This is a genomic window from Streptomyces sodiiphilus (genome assembly GCF_039529215.1).
Classification (GTDB): domain Bacteria; phylum Actinomycetota; class Actinomycetes; order Streptomycetales; family Streptomycetaceae; genus Streptomyces; species Streptomyces sodiiphilus.
The window spans coordinates 83,173-100,170 of record NZ_BAAAMJ010000004.1 but is presented as its reverse complement, the minus strand read 5'-3'; the positions used below and the strand labels follow the sequence as shown (position 1 = coordinate 100,170).

General features: G+C 73.2%; 17 protein-coding genes and 1 pseudogene. 10 read left to right on the top strand and 8 right to left on the bottom strand.

Annotation, left to right across the window (positions count from 1 at the left end; translation table 11 throughout):
- On the bottom strand, positions 1-603 hold a 603-nt coding region (locus tag ABD299_RS02480; protein ID WP_486388903.1), incomplete at its 3' end, for a nuclease/transposase family protein.
- Positions 604-656: 53 nt separating this feature from the next.
- On the opposite strand from ABD299_RS02480, the gene tnpA reads away from it, so the two are divergent.
- Together tnpA and ABD299_RS02470 are read left to right on the top strand one after the other, a co-directional pair.
- A complete protein-coding gene (gene tnpA, locus ABD299_RS02475) occupies positions 657-1,085 on the top strand; it encodes an IS200/IS605 family transposase (RefSeq protein WP_344258424.1) in 429 nt (142 codons plus the stop codon).
- A gap of 123 nt (positions 1,086-1,208) precedes the next feature.
- Complete coding sequence (locus ABD299_RS02470) at positions 1,209-1,505, top strand: hypothetical protein (RefSeq protein WP_344258422.1); 297 nt, start codon at positions 1,209-1,211, stop codon at positions 1,503-1,505.
- On the opposite strand, the gene cutA is transcribed toward ABD299_RS02470, so the two are convergent.
- Positions 1,506-1,829 (bottom strand): divalent-cation tolerance protein CutA, encoded by a 324-nt coding sequence (gene cutA / locus ABD299_RS02465; RefSeq protein WP_344258419.1) that lies wholly within the window; start codon positions 1,827-1,829, stop codon positions 1,506-1,508.
- Between the two features lie 177 nt (positions 1,830-2,006).
- Here cutA and ABD299_RS02460 point away from each other — a divergent pair, with 177 nt between their 5' ends.
- The gene (locus ABD299_RS02460) at positions 2,007-2,492 is read left to right on the top strand and encodes a GNAT family N-acetyltransferase (protein WP_344258418.1); all 486 of its coding nucleotides are present in this window, start codon (positions 2,007-2,009) and stop codon (positions 2,490-2,492) included.
- 49 nt (positions 2,493-2,541) lie between these two features.
- Here ABD299_RS02460 and ABD299_RS02455 read toward each other — a convergent pair whose 3' ends face one another.
- Positions 2,542-3,066, bottom strand: a complete 525-nt coding sequence (locus tag ABD299_RS02455) for a hypothetical protein (protein ID WP_344258417.1) — start codon at positions 3,064-3,066, stop codon at positions 2,542-2,544.
- Positions 3,067-3,628: 562 nt separating this feature from the next.
- Here ABD299_RS02455 and ABD299_RS02450 point away from each other — a divergent pair.
- The 5 genes from ABD299_RS02450 to ABD299_RS02430 all read left to right on the top strand — a co-directional run bounded on the left by ABD299_RS02450 (position 3,629) and on the right by ABD299_RS02430 (position 9,115).
- Positions 3,629-4,753, top strand: coding sequence for a pectate lyase family protein (locus tag ABD299_RS02450; RefSeq protein WP_344258416.1), 1,125 nt, complete (start codon positions 3,629-3,631; stop codon positions 4,751-4,753).
- A 534-nt stretch (positions 4,754-5,287) separates the two neighbouring features.
- Complete coding sequence (locus ABD299_RS02445; protein WP_344258415.1) at positions 5,288-5,641, top strand: MerR family transcriptional regulator; 354 nt, start codon at positions 5,288-5,290, stop codon at positions 5,639-5,641.
- Between the two features lie 111 nt (positions 5,642-5,752).
- Positions 5,753-6,499, top strand: a complete 747-nt coding sequence (locus tag ABD299_RS02440) for a LysM peptidoglycan-binding domain-containing protein (protein WP_344258414.1) — start codon at positions 5,753-5,755, stop codon at positions 6,497-6,499.
- Positions 6,500-6,664: 165 nt separating this feature from the next.
- Complete coding sequence (locus tag ABD299_RS02435; protein WP_344258412.1) at positions 6,665-8,032, top strand: multidrug effflux MFS transporter; 1,368 nt, start codon at positions 6,665-6,667, stop codon at positions 8,030-8,032.
- Positions 8,033-8,086: 54 nt separating this feature from the next.
- Positions 8,087-9,115, top strand: a complete 1,029-nt coding sequence (locus ABD299_RS02430) for a small ribosomal subunit Rsm22 family protein (RefSeq protein ID WP_344258410.1) — start codon at positions 8,087-8,089, stop codon at positions 9,113-9,115.
- Between the two features lie 13 nt (positions 9,116-9,128).
- On the opposite strand, the pseudogene ABD299_RS02425 reads toward ABD299_RS02430, so the two are convergent.
- The 3 genes and pseudogenes from ABD299_RS02425 to ABD299_RS02415 form a co-directional block, all read right to left on the bottom strand.
- Positions 9,129-10,404 (bottom strand): annotated as a pseudogene (locus tag ABD299_RS02425) (MATE family efflux transporter).
- Between the two features lie 26 nt (positions 10,405-10,430).
- Complete coding sequence (locus tag ABD299_RS02420) at positions 10,431-12,248, bottom strand: lipopolysaccharide biosynthesis protein (RefSeq protein WP_344258408.1); 1,818 nt, start codon at positions 12,246-12,248, stop codon at positions 10,431-10,433.
- A complete protein-coding gene (locus ABD299_RS02415) occupies positions 12,245-13,522 on the bottom strand; it encodes a glycosyltransferase (RefSeq protein ID WP_344258407.1) in 1,278 nt (425 codons plus the stop codon). The genes ABD299_RS02420 and ABD299_RS02415 overlap by 4 nt, the downstream gene beginning before the upstream one ends.
- 182 nt (positions 13,523-13,704) lie before the next feature.
- Between ABD299_RS02415 and ABD299_RS02410 the strand changes: the two genes are divergently transcribed.
- Positions 13,705-14,163, top strand: coding sequence for an FAD synthase family protein (locus ABD299_RS02410; protein ID WP_344258405.1), 459 nt, complete (start codon positions 13,705-13,707; stop codon positions 14,161-14,163).
- Here ABD299_RS02410 and ABD299_RS02405 read toward each other — a convergent pair.
- Positions 14,141-14,893: a CDP-alcohol phosphatidyltransferase family protein gene (locus ABD299_RS02405; RefSeq protein ID WP_344258404.1), complete on the bottom strand. Its 753-nt coding sequence runs from the start codon at positions 14,891-14,893 to the stop codon at positions 14,141-14,143. The genes ABD299_RS02410 and ABD299_RS02405 overlap by 23 nt on opposite strands.
- A gap of 161 nt (positions 14,894-15,054) precedes the next feature.
- Between ABD299_RS02405 and ABD299_RS02400 the strand changes: the two genes are divergently transcribed.
- Positions 15,055-16,065, top strand: coding sequence for an SCO2278 family lipoprotein (locus tag ABD299_RS02400; RefSeq protein WP_344258403.1), 1,011 nt, complete (start codon positions 15,055-15,057; stop codon positions 16,063-16,065).
- Between the two features lie 6 nt (positions 16,066-16,071).
- On the opposite strand, the gene ABD299_RS02395 is transcribed toward ABD299_RS02400, so the two are convergent.
- Entirely contained in the window at positions 16,072-16,797 is a 726-nt protein-coding gene (locus tag ABD299_RS02395; RefSeq protein WP_344258402.1) for a bifunctional DNA primase/polymerase, read from the bottom strand.
- Between the last annotated feature and the right edge of the window lie 201 nt (positions 16,798-16,998).

Sequence of the window (16,998 nt, the reverse complement as noted above, 5' to 3'; positions counted from 1 at the left end):
TCCGGCGGCCTGGTAGCCGGTGGATGCGGTGGCGATGTTGACGATGCCGAGGTCCACGCCGATGAAGCCGTCCGGCTCGTACGTCTCGGCCTCGGGAACCTCGCACGTGGCGATCAGATAGAAGACGCCGTCACGCTCGATCAGGTCGGACTCGCCCTTGCGGTACTGCCGGAGCACCTTGAGCGCGTCCGCCGAGCACACGAACCGTACGCCCTTCAACCGGCCTTCGGTGGTCCAGATCGAGACCGTCCGCTGGTCGTACTGCCAGCTCAAACACCGGTCGTCATACGGCTGCGCGGCATCGGGACGGAACGTGATCGGCTTCGACTCCGCCTTGCGGCGGCGCTTCGACTTCGGCTTGCCGAGGTTCCCGGACCGGATGTTCGCCCTCAAGGTGGTGTAGGCGTCGCGCACCTTCTTGATGGTGTGCTGGGCGGCCTGTGCCCCGAGACCTTCGGCCTTGAGGCGCGGGTACGTGTGCGTGCGCAGCTCGTACTCACGCGGCACTCCGTGGGCGAACGCCACTTCGGAGACCCAGCACGCCAGATCGTTGACCGTGCGCAAGGTCGCGGACAGCGCGGCGGACTGCTCGGCCTCCGGCATCAGCTTCACCTGCGTCACGATCTTCACGACGATCACCGTACTGCAGTTGATCTATGTCACCACGCTGGGAGCAGAACCCCGACATTCGCAGGGGTCGTACGGTCGTCTACGCCCTCCATGCCCACTTGGTCTTCACGCCCAAGTACCGGCGCGGACTGTTCACCGACAAGATTCTTACGCGCTGCGAAGAGATCATGCGGGCCGTGTGCGCCGACTTCGAATCCGAGCTGGTGGAGTTCAACGGCGAGCGTGATCACGTCCACCTGCTCGTGCACTACCCGCCCAAGGTCGCCATCTCGCGGTTGGTCGGCTCCCTCAAGGGGGTGTCCGCCCGCAGATTCCGCCAGGAGTTCCCCGGCCACATCCGCAAGTACCTGTGGGGCGACCACTTCTGGTCCCCGTCCTACTTCGCCGCATCCTGCGGCGGCGCACCGCTGGAGATCATCAAGGAGTACATCGAGAACCAGAAGCGACCCGACTGAGGGCAACAGTGCAGACCCGTGCGCCCGTGCAGGTCACCCCTATCTTGAGAAGCGCTTCCTCCCGGGCGTGAACGCCCGGGGTTCCGCGCCAGATCATGCTGAACTCCCTGATGGTCTCGACGTATGCCCCGGCTGCGTCACCGGGACCTGGAACAGACCGCTGAGAACGCGCTCACCCACCTCGGCCGGGACGACTCGAAGGTCAGGATCGCGGTCCTCGCGGATGTAGCCACGGGGTACGTGATGTCCGGCGACGCGGACCAGGGCGTGGAGGTGGGCAAGCGGTTCGTGAGGGCCGCGACGGATACGCCGACGACGGTCGGCCGGGAGCGGCTGGCCTCGCTCGGGCGACTGCTGCCGCCACAGCACGGTGCGGCGCGGGAACTCGCGGAGTCCATTCGCGCCGCACTCGCCGCCTGATCAGTCCCTGGCCGTCTGCTCGCGCACCCAGGAGAGGTAGGCGTCGCTGCCGTGGGTGACGGGGGTGGCGATGATCTCCGGGGTCTCGTAGTCGTGGGACCGCCGGATGTACGCCTCCAGTTCCGGGTATCGCCCGGCGGTCGTCTTGTACAGCACGCGCCATTCCTGGTCGGTTTGCACCGCTCCCTCCCACCGGTACACGCTGGTGACCGGACCGTCGGTCTGCGCGCAGGCGGCCACCTTGGCCTCCACCGCGCCGGCAGCGAGAGCCTGGGCCTTCTCCGCGGTGTCGGTCGTGGTCGAAACGGTCAGGTACTCAGCCACGGTCGTCCCTTCCTCGTCGGTCTGGTCGGACGGTACCCGGTCCGCCCGGGCACACCCGCGCACGGTCGCCGCGGGCTCGGCACATCGACGAGCACGCCTCCAGGATGCGGTGGTCCGGGACGCCGGCGTCCCATCATCGGGTGGGGTCGGCCGTATCGAGGCGCGTAATGTCCTGGCGTGCCCGTTCTCCAGCGCCTCGCCTCCGCGCACGCGCCCGCCCTGCTCGCCTTCGAGCAGGAGAACCGCGCGTACTTCGCCGCGTCGGTTCCCGATCGCGGTGACGACTACTTCGCCGGCTTCGACGACCGCCACCGGATGCTGCTCGCCGAACAGCGGGCCGGGCTGTGCCACTTCCACCTTCTGGTGGACGAGGGCGGAGCGGTGCTGGGCCGGTTCAACCTGGTCGATGTGGCCGACGGCTCGGCGGAACTGGGGTTCCGGGTCGCCGAGCGGGCCGCGGGGCGAGGGCTGGCCACCGCCGGGGTCCGTCAGGTGTGCGCCCTGGCCGCGGGGGAGTACGGGCTGAGCACGCTGCGGGCCGCGGCGGCGCGGGACAACCACGGCTCGCGCGCCGTGCTGACCCGTACGGGCTTCGTCCCGGCCGGGGAGGTCACGCTGGACGGCCGGCCCGGGCAGAGCTATCTGCGGAACCTGAGCGGGTGACCGGCCGGGCCCTCCGGGCGGCGGGAAGGAAGGGCCCGGCCGGGCGAGGTCAGACGGCGGATCCGGCGGGCCGCGGGCCGATGCTGTTGCGCGGTACGGTCACCGTCGCACCGCAGGTGTAGGCGGGCAGCATCGGGCCGGTGGTGACGCAGACCCGCACCTCCACCCGGTCGATGACGTCTCCCGCGTTCGGGCCGTTGTTCTCCAGCGTGAACCGGTACCGGTGGGGGTCACCCGTGGCCGGGTCGAGGTATTCGTGATGCCGGTCCACGGGCAGTCGGCCGTTGTGCGCGTACGCGACGAACTCGGCGAAGGTCCGCTGCGTGCAGTCCTGGGTCCGTCGCTGTTCCTCCAGGACGCCGGTGACGTGCACCCGGTCCGCCGTCGCCCAGACCATGCCCCCCTCGGTACGGCCGGCCAGGCAGCCGTCCCGGTGCTCGGCGGTGTACTGATGCGGGCTCAGCCGTTCGGTGGCCGGCTGAGCGGCTCCGGCCGCCGGTGCGGCGCCCGCTCCTGCCGCGGCGACGGCGAGCAGAACGGCCGCGGCCCGTGCCCCTGCGGATCTCCACTGCACAGTGAACTCCCTTGAGTCGGCTTCCGGTGTGAACGGGGCCGGCGTGACGTGCCGGCACGCCGTCGTCGTCCGTACGGCGGCCGCAGGCGGGTGCCGGCCCTGCATGGGAGCGCTCCCGTAGCGGGGAATATCGTCGGGGGGCGAGGACCTGTCAAGGCCCCGCGTCGCTGTCCGCCGAGGGAGGCTCGGAGGGGCGCGGAGTGTGGTAAGCGCTTGACGGCGAAGTCGCTTGCCGGGGCCCTGGAGGCGAGGTACTGGTGCGGAGATGGGGGCGCTTCGGGGTCGTGCCGGTGGTTCCGCATGGAGGGTTCCTCGCCGGATGGTGGTGGGCGTGGGGCATTTCGGCTGATGGGGGCGGCGGGTGGTGAGGGGCGTGGCTGCCGCGCCGTCCGGGGTGGAGACCGGTGCCGGTTGCGCAGAGCCGGTTCCCGGGCCCTTGACGTGTCATGGGCATGTCCTCACAGTGGAGCGCAAGCGCTTTCTTGCCGGCGCCGACGGGGGAGTGGGACGGGGCGTGCTCCGTCCTTGATCCGATCTGACATTCTCCGGAGAGGACGACTCCATGATCAAGAACATTGCCGGGGTGCCACGTGCCGCGGTGGCACTTCTCGGGGCGTTAGCCCTGCTCCTCGGGCTCTGGGCGGCGGCCCCGGGCTCCGCCCGCGCCGACGGCGCCGCCGAGGCCGAGGGCGCGCCGCGCGCCGCCGACCGCACCGCTCTCGCCTTCGCCGGCAAGGCGGACTGGCGGGAGGTCGCCTTCGATGCCGCTTCCGCGCTCGGTGGGTTCTCCGCGAGCCGGGGTGCCGCCCCGGTCTCCGATGTGCAGCCGCTGAACACCCCCGGCGGCTGGGCCTCCACGAACGGCGGGACCACCGGAGGGGCCGGGGGGCAGACGGTCACCGTCACCAGTGCCGCGCAGCTGCGTGACGCGATCAGCAGCTCCTCGGTCCTGACCATCCGGGTCAGTGGCACGATCAACTGGTCCGGGATGAACCGGGTGCAGAGCAACAAGACGATCGTCGGTGTGGGCAGCAACGCCACGATCGCCGGCGGCGGCTTCGACATCAACAACGCCCGCAATGTCATCATCCGCAACATCACGTTCCGCAACTGGGACGACGACGCGATCAACCTGCAGAACGGCGCCCGGAACGTCTGGATCGACCACAACAGCTTCACCAACGGCTACGACGGCGCGGTCGACATCAAGCGCGAGTCGGACTTCGTCACCGTGTCGTGGAACCACTTCTACAACCACGACAAGACGGCCCTGCTGGGGCACAGCGACAGCCACACCGCCGACCGTGGCCACCTCCGGGTGACCTACCACCACAACTGGTTCGACGGGACCCACACCCGCCACCCCCGGGTCCGCTTCGGCAACCCGGTGCACGTCTACAACAACTACTTCCTCAACAACCGGGAGTACGGCGTCGCCTCGACCATGGGGGCGGGCGTGCTGGTCGAGGGCAACTACTTCGAGGGCGTGCGCAACCCCACCCACGTGGGCTACGCGTCGTCCGGACCGGGCGCGCTGGTGGCGCGCAACAACCACTTCGTGAACTCCGGCACCCCGGAGACCGGCGGCAGCGTCGCCTCGATCCCCTACTCCTACTCGCTGACCCCGGCCTCCGGCGTGCGCGACCTCGTCCGCTCGGGTGCCGGCGCCGGCCGCATCTCGCCGTAAGCCGGGGCTGTGGTGACGGGACACGAAAATCTGTCTTCGCCACGGTAGACATCCGTGGATCTCCGGACTACTGTTTCTGGTGTAGCCGAAGAAGCCGAGACAGGCAGAAGTCGAGGAGAACGCGGCAGACACGAACTGGCGCGTGCGGTCGATCGCACGGCAGCGGGACCCCGGGGCCGGGGAAAGCGTGAAGGTCCTGGAGTCGGTTGCCGGGCGGGGTGGTCCGAGGGGCCGCCGGACGTGACCGCGAGAGCAGTACCGAAGTAACCGCAGTACCCGAAATGTCAGTGAGAGAGAGGAGCGGACACCATCCAAGGATCGCCCGGGCGCAGTGCCGGCCCGGGTGGGAGCAGCAGGCCAAGGATTGGAAGGTGGTCCCCGGTCAGGCATCCACGATCCCCGCACCCCCGCCCCCGTCGGCGGACGTGCGGAAGCTGAAGTCCGGCGTTCTTCGCCGGTAGATGGTGTTAACCCCCTCGGGGCCCCGGTGTCACAGGACACCGGGGCCCCTCGACGCGTCCCCTGAGAGGTGCAGTGGCCCCGAAAACCCGTACCAACCCCGCCGACCGGCTCGATGACGACGACTACCCCGCCTACACCATGGGCCGAGCGGCCGAGATGATCGGCGCCACTCCGGCCTTCCTGCGGTCCCTCGACGACGCCCGTTTGGTCACCCCGCTGCGCTCCGAGGGCGGGCACCGCAGGTACTCCCGCTATCAGCTGCGCCTGGCCTCGCGCGCCCGCGAACTCGTGGATCAGGGCACGCCCATAGAGGCGGCCTGCCGGATCATCGTGCTGGAGGACCAGTTGGAGGAGGCGCTGCGGCTCAACGAGGAGCTGCGGCAGTCCGCCGCGGACGCGCGGGCCCCGGGGGAGCGGCAGTCCTGAGAGGCGCCCCCGGCGGGACGCCTGCGTCCGGTCGTGGGCCCGGTGAAGCCGGGCCCTGTGCGTCCACGGGGGTTCCTGCGGAGGGTGAAGGGGTTGTCACGGTGGGTAGAGATGGATCGGGCCGGACGTTCCCGCTCGATCGGCCGGCTTCCGCGTGACCCCGGGCCGGGGGCGGCCCGGGAGAGCTTCCTCCAGTCGAAGGGAACGCTCATGCAGTTCGTCCGCCGTACCGAATGGGGAGCCCCGGCCACGTCGCCTTCCGCGCAACTGGATTCCGCGCGCGGCACCAAGGTGCACTACCTGGGGACCGCCTACAGCAGCCGGGCGCACAGCCAGTGCGGCCCGTACGTCCGGCAGATCCGCGAGTCCCACCTCAACCACCCCTCCGAGAACTGGAACGACATCGCCTACAACCTGCTTGCCTGCGAGCATGGTTACGTGTTCGAGGGGCGGGGGGTCCGCAAGCGCTCCGGGGCCAACGGCAATGCCACGCTGAACACCGATCACTACGCCATCTGCGCCCTGCTGGGCGCGAGCGGCCTCACCCGCCCCCCGGACCCGATGCTCACCGCGCTGCGCGACGGCATCGACCACCTGCGGGCCAATGGGGCCGGCGGGGAGATCCGGGGGCATCGCGACGGCATCGCCACCGCCTGCCCGGGCGATCCGCTGTACGCCTGGGTGCGCGACGGGGCGCCGCGGCCGGGAGGAACCGTGCACGTCGTCCGGGAGGGCGAGACCCTCTACTCCATCGGCCGTCAGTACGGCGTCCCCTGGCAGTCGATCGCTGAGGCCAACAACATTCCGGAGCCCTACACCATCTATCCCGGCCAGCGGCTGGTCGTTCCGGGAGGCTGACCCGGCCGCGAGGCGAAGCGGGGGAGCTGGCGGGGTCCGTTCCGCGCTGTTCGTCCGGTGTGGCCGCCGGGGGCCGGTGTGACCGATCACGCGGGGAAAACCCCGCGATCCACGAAGCAAGTCATGGGATGATCGGATCGTTCCGATCGATCACCGGAGAGGTGCATGACACAGCCCGGCCAGTCCTGCCCGGCCGCCCACGACAGCGACCGGTCCACCGACCGCATCTCGCGGGCCGGGCTCATACCGGAGTCCCTCCCGGACACCGCCCCCCGCGAAGGCCGCAGGCGGGCTGCGGGGGGTGCTCCGGTGCCCGCACAGCTCGGCCGGCGGCAGCGGGTCGGCCTGCTGATTACCCTGATCCTGGGCAGCCTCTCCGCCCTCCCGGCGCTGTCGATGGACCTGTACCTCCCGGCCCTGCCGGAGGTCGGCGACGACCTGCGGACGAACGCCGCCGGCGTCCAGCTCACGCTCACCTCCTGTCTGGCCGGACTCGGCCTCGGACAGCTGGTGGTCGGCCCGATGAGCGATCAGTTCGGCCGCCGCCGCCCGCTGATCATCGGTACCGTGCTGTACGTCCTGGCCTCCGTCGCCTGTGCCTTCGCGCCCACCGTCGAGACCCTGACCGTCTTCCGGCTGGTCCAGGGGCTGGCCGGGGCCGCGGGCATCGTCATCGCCCGTGCCGTGGTCCGCGACATGTTCGACGGGCTGGCCATGGCGAGGTTCTTCTCCACCCTGCTGCTCATCGTCGGTGCCGCGCCCGTCCTGGCGCCGGTCCTCGGCGGCCAGCTGATGCGCGTCATGGACTGGCGCGGCATCTTCCTCGTCCTGGCCGGGGTCGGCGTCCTGCTCATCGCGGTGGTCGCCCGCTGGCTGCCGGAGACCCTGCCGCCCGGCAGGCGCAACGGCGGCGGGGTCCCCCAGGCGCTGCGCACCATGCGCGGACTGTTCCGGGACCGGGTCTTCACCGGCTACCTGCTGACCGGCAGCTTCACCTTCGCCGCACTGTTCGCCTACGTCGCCGCGTCCCCCTTCGTCGTCCAGGAGATCTACGGCGCCTCGCCCCAGGCCTTCAGCCTGGTCTTCATGGTGAACGCCCTCGGTCTGGTGGCGGTCAGCCAGATCAACGGCAAGATCCTGGTCGGCCGGGTCTCGCTCAACGTGGTGATCGGTGTCGGGCTGGTGATCATCACCGGTGCGGCCGTCGCGCTGCTGCTGATGACCACCGGCGTGTTCGGCGAGGTGGGCCTGATCCCCGTCGCGGGCGGGCTGTTCGTGCTGATGTCCGCGATGGCGCTGGTGCTGCCCAACGCCAGTTCCCAGGGGATGATGCGCGCTCCGGACGCGGCCGGCGCGGCCTCCGCGCTGCTGGGCGCCTCCCAGTTCTTCATCGGCGCGCTGGGTGTCCCGCTGGTGGGCATCGCCGGCGAGCACACGGCCGTGCCGATGGCCGTGGTGCAGCTGACCGTGATGGTGCTGGCCTCGCTGTTCTTCGTGACGATGTGCCGCCGGCCCCGCGCCCGGGCACGCTGAGCCGCCGGTGACCTTCCGGCGTTTCCTGCGCCGCGGTGGCTCTACGCTTGATTCGTGACCGCGACCGTGACCACCGTCCCCCAGCACCTGCGCGCCGGCCTGGACCGGCTGCTGGACGGCCTGCCGCCCAGCCGGGCCGCCGCCGCCGTGGAGCGGCTGATCGCCGGCTACCGGGGGCAGTCCCCGGCCGGCGCGCCCGAACTGCGGGACCGCGCCGACGCTGTGGCCTACGCCGCCTACCGGATGCCCGCGACCTTCGAGGCCGTCGCGGCGGCCCTCGGGCAGCTCGCGGACCGGCTCCCGGGGTGGACTCCGGGCAGTCATCTGGACATCGGCGGCGGCACCGGCGCGGCCCTGTGGGCGGCTGCCGCCGTCTGGCCGGGGGAGCGGGAGACCACGGTGCTGGACCGCTCCGCGCCCGCGCTGGAACTCGGCCGGGAGCTGGCCGCCCCGTCCCCGCTCCCCGCGCTGCGCGGCGCCCGCTGGCAGCGCGAACGGCTCGGCGAGCGCCCCCAGTTCCCGCACACCGGCCTGGTGACCGTCTCCTACCTGCTGGGCGAGCTTCCCCGGGGTGCCCAGGACACTCTGGTGGACGCCGTCGCGGCAGCCGGACGCGCCGTGGTGCTGATCGAGCCGGGCACCCCGGCCGGCTATCTGCGGATCCGCGCCGCCCGGGACCGGCTGACCGCCGCCGGGCTGCGGGTGCTCGCCCCCTGCCCGCACAGCGGGCAGTGTCCCGTCGCCGTCGGATCGGACTGGTGTCACTTCGCCGCCCGGGTCAGCCGCTCGGCGCTGCACCGCAGGGTCAAGGGCGGCTCGCTGGGCCACGAGGACGAGAAGTTCTCCTGGGTCGCCGCCGTCCGCCGGGACCTCCCGGACGCGGCGGACGAGCCGGACGGCACGGGCGCCTCCCGCGTGGTGCGCCGCCCGCAGCTGCGCAAGGGTCAGGTCCTGCTGGAGCTGTGCACGCCCGGCGGGGAGCTGCGGCGGGAGACCGTGACCAAGCGGGACAAGGAGCGCTACCGCCGGGCCCGGGACACCACCTGGGGCGACGGCTGGCCGCCGGCCGGGACGGAGGACTGAGCCGCCGGGCCGGTCACCGGTCACCGCCGCCTCGCCCCTGCCCGCCGCTGCGCTCCGGCTGGTCGCTTCCCTCCTCCGTGCCGCTCGCGTGCTCGCGGAGCACCGCACGGGCCCGCAGCCAGCCGGCCGCCGCCTTGCAGGCCGAGCCGGCGCACAGCCCCCATGCCGCTCCCAGCACTCCGCCCAGGGCATAGCCGCCCAGCAGGAAGCACACCGAGAGCAGCGAGAAGACCACCTGGATCCGCAGTGTCGTGCGCGGCCGCAGCACCCGCAGCGTGACCAGCGCGCAGACCCCCAGCGCCATCGCGGCGTACTGGCTGCCGGTGGCCGGCAGCAGCGCCGCCGCGGACTGCCAGGTGTCGCCCAGCAGCGCGCGTCCCGCCGCGTCCGGCAGCAGCATCAGCGTCAGCGCCCACAGGCCCGCCGCCGCCGCGAGCAGCCCGCCGGTGANCCCCGGCCCTGGCCTGCCGGACCGGCGCCGTGAGCCGGCCCAGCAGCGGCGGGCCGAAGCCGGTGACCGCGTTGAACAGCACGTTCATCGGCCCGAACAGCGTTCCCGCGCCGCGCAGGGCACCCACCACCAGCGGGCTCGCCAGCAGGCCGAGCGCCACGATCGCCAGCTGGGTGGAGGCGTTGCCCACCCCGAACTCCACGACGAACCGCCGGCCCAGGTGCCCGCGGCGCAGCAGGTCCCGCGCCCGCCCGCGGACCGGCGGCGGCCCGCCCTCCGGAGCGCCGCGGGTGGCCCGCAGCAGCAGCGCCGTGCCCAGCAGCAGCGCGGGAACCGCCGACAGTCCCCACACCGTCACCATGCGGCCCGGACCGGTGCCGTAGGGCTGCGCGGCCAGTGCGGGGACCACGGCGGCCAGCCGCAGGACGTCGGCGGCCAGCGCCCGCTGCGGCAGACCCAGCACCGAGAAGGCGTACCGCAGCGCGTCCTGGGTGAGCACCACCGGAAGCACCAGCGCCAGCGCTCCCAGCCCGGCGGCGATGCCCCCGGCCGGCAGCGCGAGTCCCACCCCGGCGAGCACCACGCCCGTCGCGGCCGATCCCAGCAGGGTGAACAACGCCGCGGCCCGGCAGTGGGCGTGCACCGTCTCCGCCGGCCCCCGGCGCAGCACCAGGGCCTGTCCGACGAACGCGGTGAAGGCACCCAGCAGAACCGTGAAGACCGCGTACACCACCGCGAACCCGGCGAAGTCCGAGGCCGTGGACTGACGGGCGACGAACACCACCACCGCGATGTTCGTGAGCGCCGCGACCCCCTGGTCGGCGACCGAGGCGGCCATCGCCGCCCGGGCACCGCCCGGCGCCCTCACCGGTCGGGGGAGCGGTCTTCGAGCTCGGCCGGATCGACGATCCGCAGGCCCAGCGTCTCCGAACCGGTGTCCCGCCGCTGTTCCCGGGGGGAGCTCCTGGCAGCCCGCGGGTCCCGGTGCGCGCGGTCCGTGCTCCTGCGCAGCCGGGGCTCGAACGGCAGGTCCGCCCCGTACCGGCCGCCCTGCCCGGGGGCGTCCGCGGCCTCCCGGTCCCCGGCGGCGCCGGGGACCTCGTCCTCGTGCGGCGCCCCGCGGTCGTCGCGGTCGCTGCCGGTGCCCCACGAATGCAGCACCGCGCCGAGCAGCACACCGCCGGCACCGACCACCAGTTCGCGCACCCGGGCGAGGTCGTCGCGCCGCACCTCGCGCGGATCGCACACCACCAGTACACCGTCCACGCGGTCGGTCAGCGCGATCGCGTCGGCGTAGGAGAGCACCGCCGGGGCGAGCACCACCACCACCGCGCCCTTGGCGTCGGCGTGCCCGATGAGCCGGGTGGCCTGGGCGGAGGTGAGGGCCCGGGGGACGTTGCGCACCCGGCGGCCGGGCACCAGGTCGAAGAATCCCGACTCGCCCGCGTCGATCGGCACCCGCAGTCCGGTGGGCCAGCCGCCCTCGCCGTGCCCGGGGGAGCCGGCCCAGCCGGGCCGCACGCCGTCGGCGTGCCGCAGCTGGTCGGTCAGCGTCGGGGTCCGCAGATCCGCCTCGACGAGGAGGGTGTCCCGCCCCATCTCGGCGAAGGCGGCCGACAGGTTGACGGCCGCGGCCAGTGGCGTCTCGATGCTGCCGCGCGGTGCCACCACCAGCAGCCGCCGGCGCTGGGCGAACGTCTCGTCGTAGGCGAGGCGGAACGCGACCGACCGGTACTCCTCCGCCAGCCGCCCCTCGGCGAGCAGCGCGTCGCGATGGCCGCGCCCGGTCCGCGGCAGCACGCCGAGCACCGGGGCCCGCAGTGCCCGGGTGACATCACCGGGGGAGCGCACGGTCGGGTCGAAGACCAGGCGCACCCAGGCGGCGAGCAGGCCCAGGGCGATGCCCACCGCGTAGCCCAGGCCCAGCAGCAGGGCGAGGCCCGGCCCGGACGGGCCGGCGGGCGCGGTGGCCTCGGTGATGACCCGGCCGCCGGTGGTGTCCAGCGCCTCCAGGCCGCTGATCTGCCGGTTGATGTCGGAGATCTGGCCGTTGACGGCGGCCTGCTGGGCGACGGCGCTGTCGTAGGCGGAGGAACCGGCGGCCAGCCCCCGCAGCTGGATGTCCAGTTCCTCCCGGCGCTCCAGCAGCGGCTCGCGCTGCTCCTCCAGGGACTCGACCATGCGGGCCACGGTGGCGTCGGCCTCGGCCTGACGCCGTTCCAGGTAGGCCCGGGTGAAGGCGTTGGCCCGCTCGGCTGCAGCGCCGGGCTCCTGAGCGGTGTACGCGAAGCGCAGCACCTCGGTGTTGGGCGGGTTCGTGACCTGCAGACCCTTCTTCAGCGCGGCCACCCGGTCGGGTTCGCCGAGGAGCTGGGCGGCCTGCCGGGCGACGCTGTCGCTGACGGCGGTCCGGCGTTCGGAGCCCATGGCCACCCGGTCCAGGCTGCCGCCCTCGAACGGGTCGGTGGTGGGCGCCCGGAGGGTCACCTCGCTGGTGGCGATGTAGGTGTTGTCGGTGGCCAGCCCGAGATAGCCGCCGCCGGCCAGCCCGACCAGAACGCCGATGACGATCAGCAGCCGGTAGCGCAGCAGCTGACGGAACTGGTCGCGCAGCAGGTCCGGTTCGTCGTAGGGGTGGCCGGTGCCGCGGGATTCCTCGCGCAGGGTGCCGCCGTCCTTCACCGGGCGTTCTCCTTCGGGGCGCGGTGCCGTTCGAGGGCCTCGTCCAGGAGGGCGCAGACGCGGCCCAGCCCGGTGTCGCGGCCCAGCCGGGTGCGTGCGTAGTCCGCTCCACGGGCTCCGACGGCTCCGGCCGCCTCCGGGTCGGCGGCCAGCTCGCGGGCCGCGGCGATCACCGCGTCCGGGTTCTCCGGGGCGACCACCCAGCCGGCGTCCGCGCGGCGGATCTCCTCGGCGGTGCCGCTGCCGTCGGCGACCGAGGCGATCACCGGCCGGCCGGCGGCGAAGTAGGAGGTGAGTTTGGAGGGCACGCTCATGTCCAGCACGCCGGCCCGCTGGGTGACCAGCAGGGCGTCGGCGGCGGCCAGGACGGCGGGGAAGTCCTCCGCGGCGGCCGGCGGCAGGAAGTCCAGGTTCGGAAGGCCGGCGCCGAGTTCCTCCAGCCGCCCGCGCCGGCTGCCCTCGCCCATCAGCACCACGCGCAGGTGGGGAGCCCTGCGGGCGGTCTCGACCAGTACCTCGAGCCCTTGCTTCAGGCCCATGTTGCCGGAGTGCAGCAGTACGGTTTCCCCGGGCTTCCAGCCCAGCCGCGCCCGGGTCGCGGCGGGCGTGCCCCCGGGCTCGGCGATGTGTGTCCAGTTCGGCACCAGCCGGATGCGGTCCTCGGGCACCCCCAGGGCCCGCACCCGGTCGCGGAACGTCTCGTGGATGATGCCCACCAGCGTGGCCTCGCGCAGCATGCGCCGCTCCACAGCTGCCGCTGCCCCTGCCGCCCGGCCTCCGCCGCTGATGCCGCTCTGCGCGGCGGCGGCCCCCATCAGGTCCTGTACGACGGGCAGGAACGGGGCCCGGTGGCGTCGGGCCAGCCGGGCCGCCAGCAGGCCTCCGGCCAGGCTGGGCACCTGCGCCAGCACGGCGTCCGGCGGCCCCATCCGCGGGGGCGCCATCAGCCCGTGTGCCAGGATCGAGGCCTCGTACAGGGCGCGGCGGGCGGCGGTCTGCCGCACGGGCACGGAGTGGGCCCGGCGGTGGATGAGGACCCCGGCCCGCTCGTCGACGGTCCGCCGGACGCCGCGGTAGGCCGGGTCCAGGCGCCAGGCGGGGTAGTGCGGCATACCGGCCAGCACATGAACCTCGGCGCGCCGTCCGGCCACCAGGTGCTCGGCTATATCGGTGGCGTAGGGGCCGATACCGGTCTGCTCCGGCGCGTAGTTGGTGGAGACCAGGAGCAGCCGCTCCGGCCGCTCCCCGCCACGTATCGCACCCGTGTCCCGCACCGCGACTCCCCTCCCCGGGCGCCTCCCCTGGCCCCCCGGTTCCCCGCAGCCTATCGGCTGAACTGCACGCTGTGTCAGTGTTCCCGGGGCGATGGGGCGTTCTTGGCGCTATCGTCGGGACGTCAGCAGCAGCGCGGGGGCTGTGCCGCAGAGCGCTACCGGGACCGGGGGGTCTTTCCGACATGCCGCACACCGTGGGCTACGCGCCGGGGGTCTACGACCTGTTCCACATCGGCCACCTCAACATTCTGCGGCACGCCCGCAGCCGCTGCGACTATCTGGTGGCGGGCGTCGTCTCCGACGAGATGGCCGCACTCGCCAAGGGCAACAGACCGGTCATCCCGCTGGTGGAGCGGCTGGAGATCGTGCGCAGCATCCGCTACGTGGACGCCGCGTTCGTCGAGACGGTGCCGGACAAGCTGGAGACCTGGCAGCAGGTCAGGTTCGACGTGATTTTCAAGGGCGACGACTGGCGGGGGACGCCCAAGGGCGAGAAGCTGGAGAGCGACTTCCGCCCGGTCGGCGTCGAGGTCGTCTACTTCCCTTACACCGTGCACACGTCCAGCACCCAGCTGCGCGGCGCGCTGGACGCCCTGGCGGGCGGCGCGGCCGCCACGCTCAGCCGGGGCGCGGAGGGGTGAGCGCCGTCAGCTCCCGGTACCACTTCACCAGGAACGCGGCGCACAGCAGCACGTACACCCCGCACAGCAGCGCGTACCCGGTGCGGAACAGCGGCTCGCTGCCCAGGAGGAGGAACAGCGCGCACATCACGCCGTAGTCCGCCGGGAGCAGCGCGACGGCGCGGACCCGTGACGGCGCGGGCGCCGGGGTGCCGGGTGCCGGTGCGGGCTTCAGCTTCTCGGTCAGCAGTCCGCCGCAGAACACCACCACCGCGGCCAGCTGGAACACCAGCGGCACCAGCAGCCAGCCCGGGCCCGGAAGGTCGAAGAACCGGTGGAAGGAGATGAGCACCGCGGCGTGCAGTGCGGTGATCTTGGCGCAGTCCACCACATGATCCAGCCATTCCCCCGCCGGGCCCGTCCGGCGCTGGAGCCGGGCCAGCTGACCGTCCGCCGAATCCAGGGCGAACCCGGCCGCCAGGGCCAGCCAGACCCCGGCGGCCAGCGGCCAGGAGGGCGGCACCAGGGCCACCGCCGCGATGCCCGCACCGCTGAACAGCGCGCTGACACCGGTGACCTGGTTGGGCGTCAGGCCGGCCCGGAAGGCCGCCGCGGCCAGCACCCGGCCCACCGGCCGGTTGACGTAACGGGAGTACAGTGACACGCCCTTGGCGGTCTTCTGAGCCCCGCGCAGCTCGCGCAGCGCGGTCCGGAAGCCCGGCGGAGGGGACATCGGCTCGGCTGATGGCATGCGCGGCATCATCCCACGCGAAGCGCCCGCGCGGGGCGGATACGATGCGGGGGCCGGACTCGGGCCCGGGCGGCCGGCGGGCCCCTCCCCGCCGGTGACACGACTGACGAGCACGCCGGCCGGCGGATGCTGCCGGGCACGATCCACGGGGAGGGCCCAGGATGCGGGTGCGAGCACGGGTGACGACGGCAGCGGCGGGGCTGGCCCTGGCGATGACGGTGTCCCTGTCGGGCTGCATCACGGTGCACGGGGAACGCGCGGTGCTCCCGGCGGTCTCCCCCGAGGAGGCGGAGGAGGTGCTGGCGGACTTCACGCGCAGCACCAACGAGGCGAACGCGGCCTACGACGCGGAGCTCAACGCGCAGATCGAGACGGGACCGCTGGGGGCCATCAACCGGGCCGGGCTCACCGCCCGGGGCGAGGTGAACCCCGGCGGCAACGAGTCCTACGAGCCACTGGAGTTCACCGACACCCGCTTCCGGATTCCGCAGCAGGCCGGCTGGCCGAAGTTCTTCGTCGCCGACACGCTCAGCAGCCGGCACGAGGAGAACCGCTGGCTGCTGGTGTTCACCCGCTCCGGGCCGCAGGAGGACTGGCTCGCCTCCTACCTGGCGGTGCTGCCGCCGGGGGACCTGCCGCCGCTGGCGGAGGACGAGGAAGGGCACGCGGTGGCCGTGGGGCCGGACGGCAGCCGGGCCGGCGGTGCGGCGGACGGGCCCGCCGGCGAGGGGCAGGACGGCCCGGAACTGGCCCCGCGGGACCTGCCGGGTGCCTACACCGGCCATCTGGCGTCGGGGGACGGGCCGTTCGCCGAGGGCGTCCACACCTCGGGCATTCTGCGGGCCCGCGAGGAGGCCTCCGACGAACCGGCGTTCGTCATGCAGTACCAGGACCTGCCGGCGGAGCGTCCCGCCTACGCCCCGGTCGCCCTGATGACCGCCGACGGCGGGATGCTGGTGCTGTTCAGTTCCCACCATCACGAGAAGCAGACCATGGCGGAGGGCGAGACCCCGGTGGTGGACCCCTTGGTGGAGGTGCTGATGGAGGGCACCGCGACCCGCTCGGTCACCCTGGTGCGGGATGCCATGCAGGCCGCCCACGTGCCCCCGGGCACCGGTGACGTGGAGATACTGGGCCGCATCACCGGCATCGTCTCGGCCAAGGGGGAGTAGGACCGCTCAGCGGCCGGACCAGGAACTGGGCTCGTGGACCTGCGGCTCCTCGTCCTCCTCGGTGACGACCTCGGCGCAGGCGTCGGTCAGGGTCTCCAGCAGGCTCAGCGGGTCGGGGAGGGGCTGCCGGGGCCCGTGCCCGGGCAGCCAGCGCACCCCGCCCTCCGGTACGCGCGCCGGCGGCAGCAGGACGTAGCTGCCGCGGCAGTGCCAGCGGAGCCCGGGATGCTCGTCCATGGTCTCCGGGCGGCAGTCCAGCACGCACGGCCACCACTCGTCCTCGTCCTCCGGGGTGCCGCGGGTGGCGGTGAAGAACAGCATGCGGTCCGGGTCGGCGAAGGCCACCGGCCCCACCTCGACCTGTGCCGCCGCCAGGCGCTCCAGGGCCGCGTGACCGGCCTCGGCGGGAACGTCCAGCACGTCGTGGGCCTGTCCGGTGGCGGTGACCGCGTTGGCCTCCGGGTCGGAGGCCAGCCAGCGCAGCACGGTGTCCCGGTCGGTGGTGGCCTGGGTCTGCCAGGCGAACGACACCGGGTGGCGGCCCGGTGTGGGACAGCCGATCCGTTCGCACGAGCAGCCGTATGCCTCCGGGCGGGCGGCGGGGGCGACGGGGAAGCCGGCCTCCGCGGCGGCGAGCAGCAGGTCCTCCCGCTCCCTGGCGGCGGCGTCGGCCGCGGCGGCTCCCCGGCCGCTGCGGCGCAACCAGCGGGGCATCCTGCGCTCGCGTTCCATGGGCCGACTACCGCCTCACTTCCGTTCCGGGAGCCGTGGACCTTCGAGAGTACCCGGGGGCGGGAGGGGCCGCCCCACTCCGGGCCCTCATCCTGCCCTGCCGGCGGCGTCCGCGGGAAACCGGCCGGCGCCGCGCGCGGCAGCACTCCGGCGCACCGCGGGGCGCATGGGGCACGGGGGGCGCACCGGTCGCGCCCGGCC

Excerpts from the sequence above, each read along its gene's own strand:
- tnpA (WP_344258424.1), top strand. The coding sequence starts at position 657 with ATGTCACCACGCTGGGAGCAGAACCCCGACATTCGCAGGGGTCGTACG.
- ABD299_RS02440 (WP_344258414.1), top strand. The coding sequence starts at position 5,753 with ATGGATCGGGCCGGACGTTCCCGCTCGATCGGCCGGCTTCCGCGTGAC.
- ABD299_RS02450 (WP_344258416.1), top strand. The coding sequence starts at position 3,629 with ATGATCAAGAACATTGCCGGGGTGCCACGTGCCGCGGTGGCACTTCTC.
- ABD299_RS02470 (WP_344258422.1), top strand. The coding sequence starts at position 1,209 with ATGCCCCGGCTGCGTCACCGGGACCTGGAACAGACCGCTGAGAACGCG.
- ABD299_RS02405 (WP_344258404.1), bottom strand. The coding sequence starts at position 14,893 with ATGCCATCAGCCGAGCCGATGTCCCCTCCGCCGGGCTTCCGGACCGCG.
- ABD299_RS02400 (WP_344258403.1), top strand. The coding sequence starts at position 15,055 with ATGCGGGTGCGAGCACGGGTGACGACGGCAGCGGCGGGGCTGGCCCTG.
- ABD299_RS02435 (WP_344258412.1), top strand. The coding sequence starts at position 6,665 with ATGACACAGCCCGGCCAGTCCTGCCCGGCCGCCCACGACAGCGACCGG.
- ABD299_RS02410 (WP_344258405.1), top strand. The coding sequence starts at position 13,705 with ATGCCGCACACCGTGGGCTACGCGCCGGGGGTCTACGACCTGTTCCAC.
- ABD299_RS02395 (WP_344258402.1), bottom strand. The coding sequence starts at position 16,797 with ATGGAACGCGAGCGCAGGATGCCCCGCTGGTTGCGCCGCAGCGGCCGG.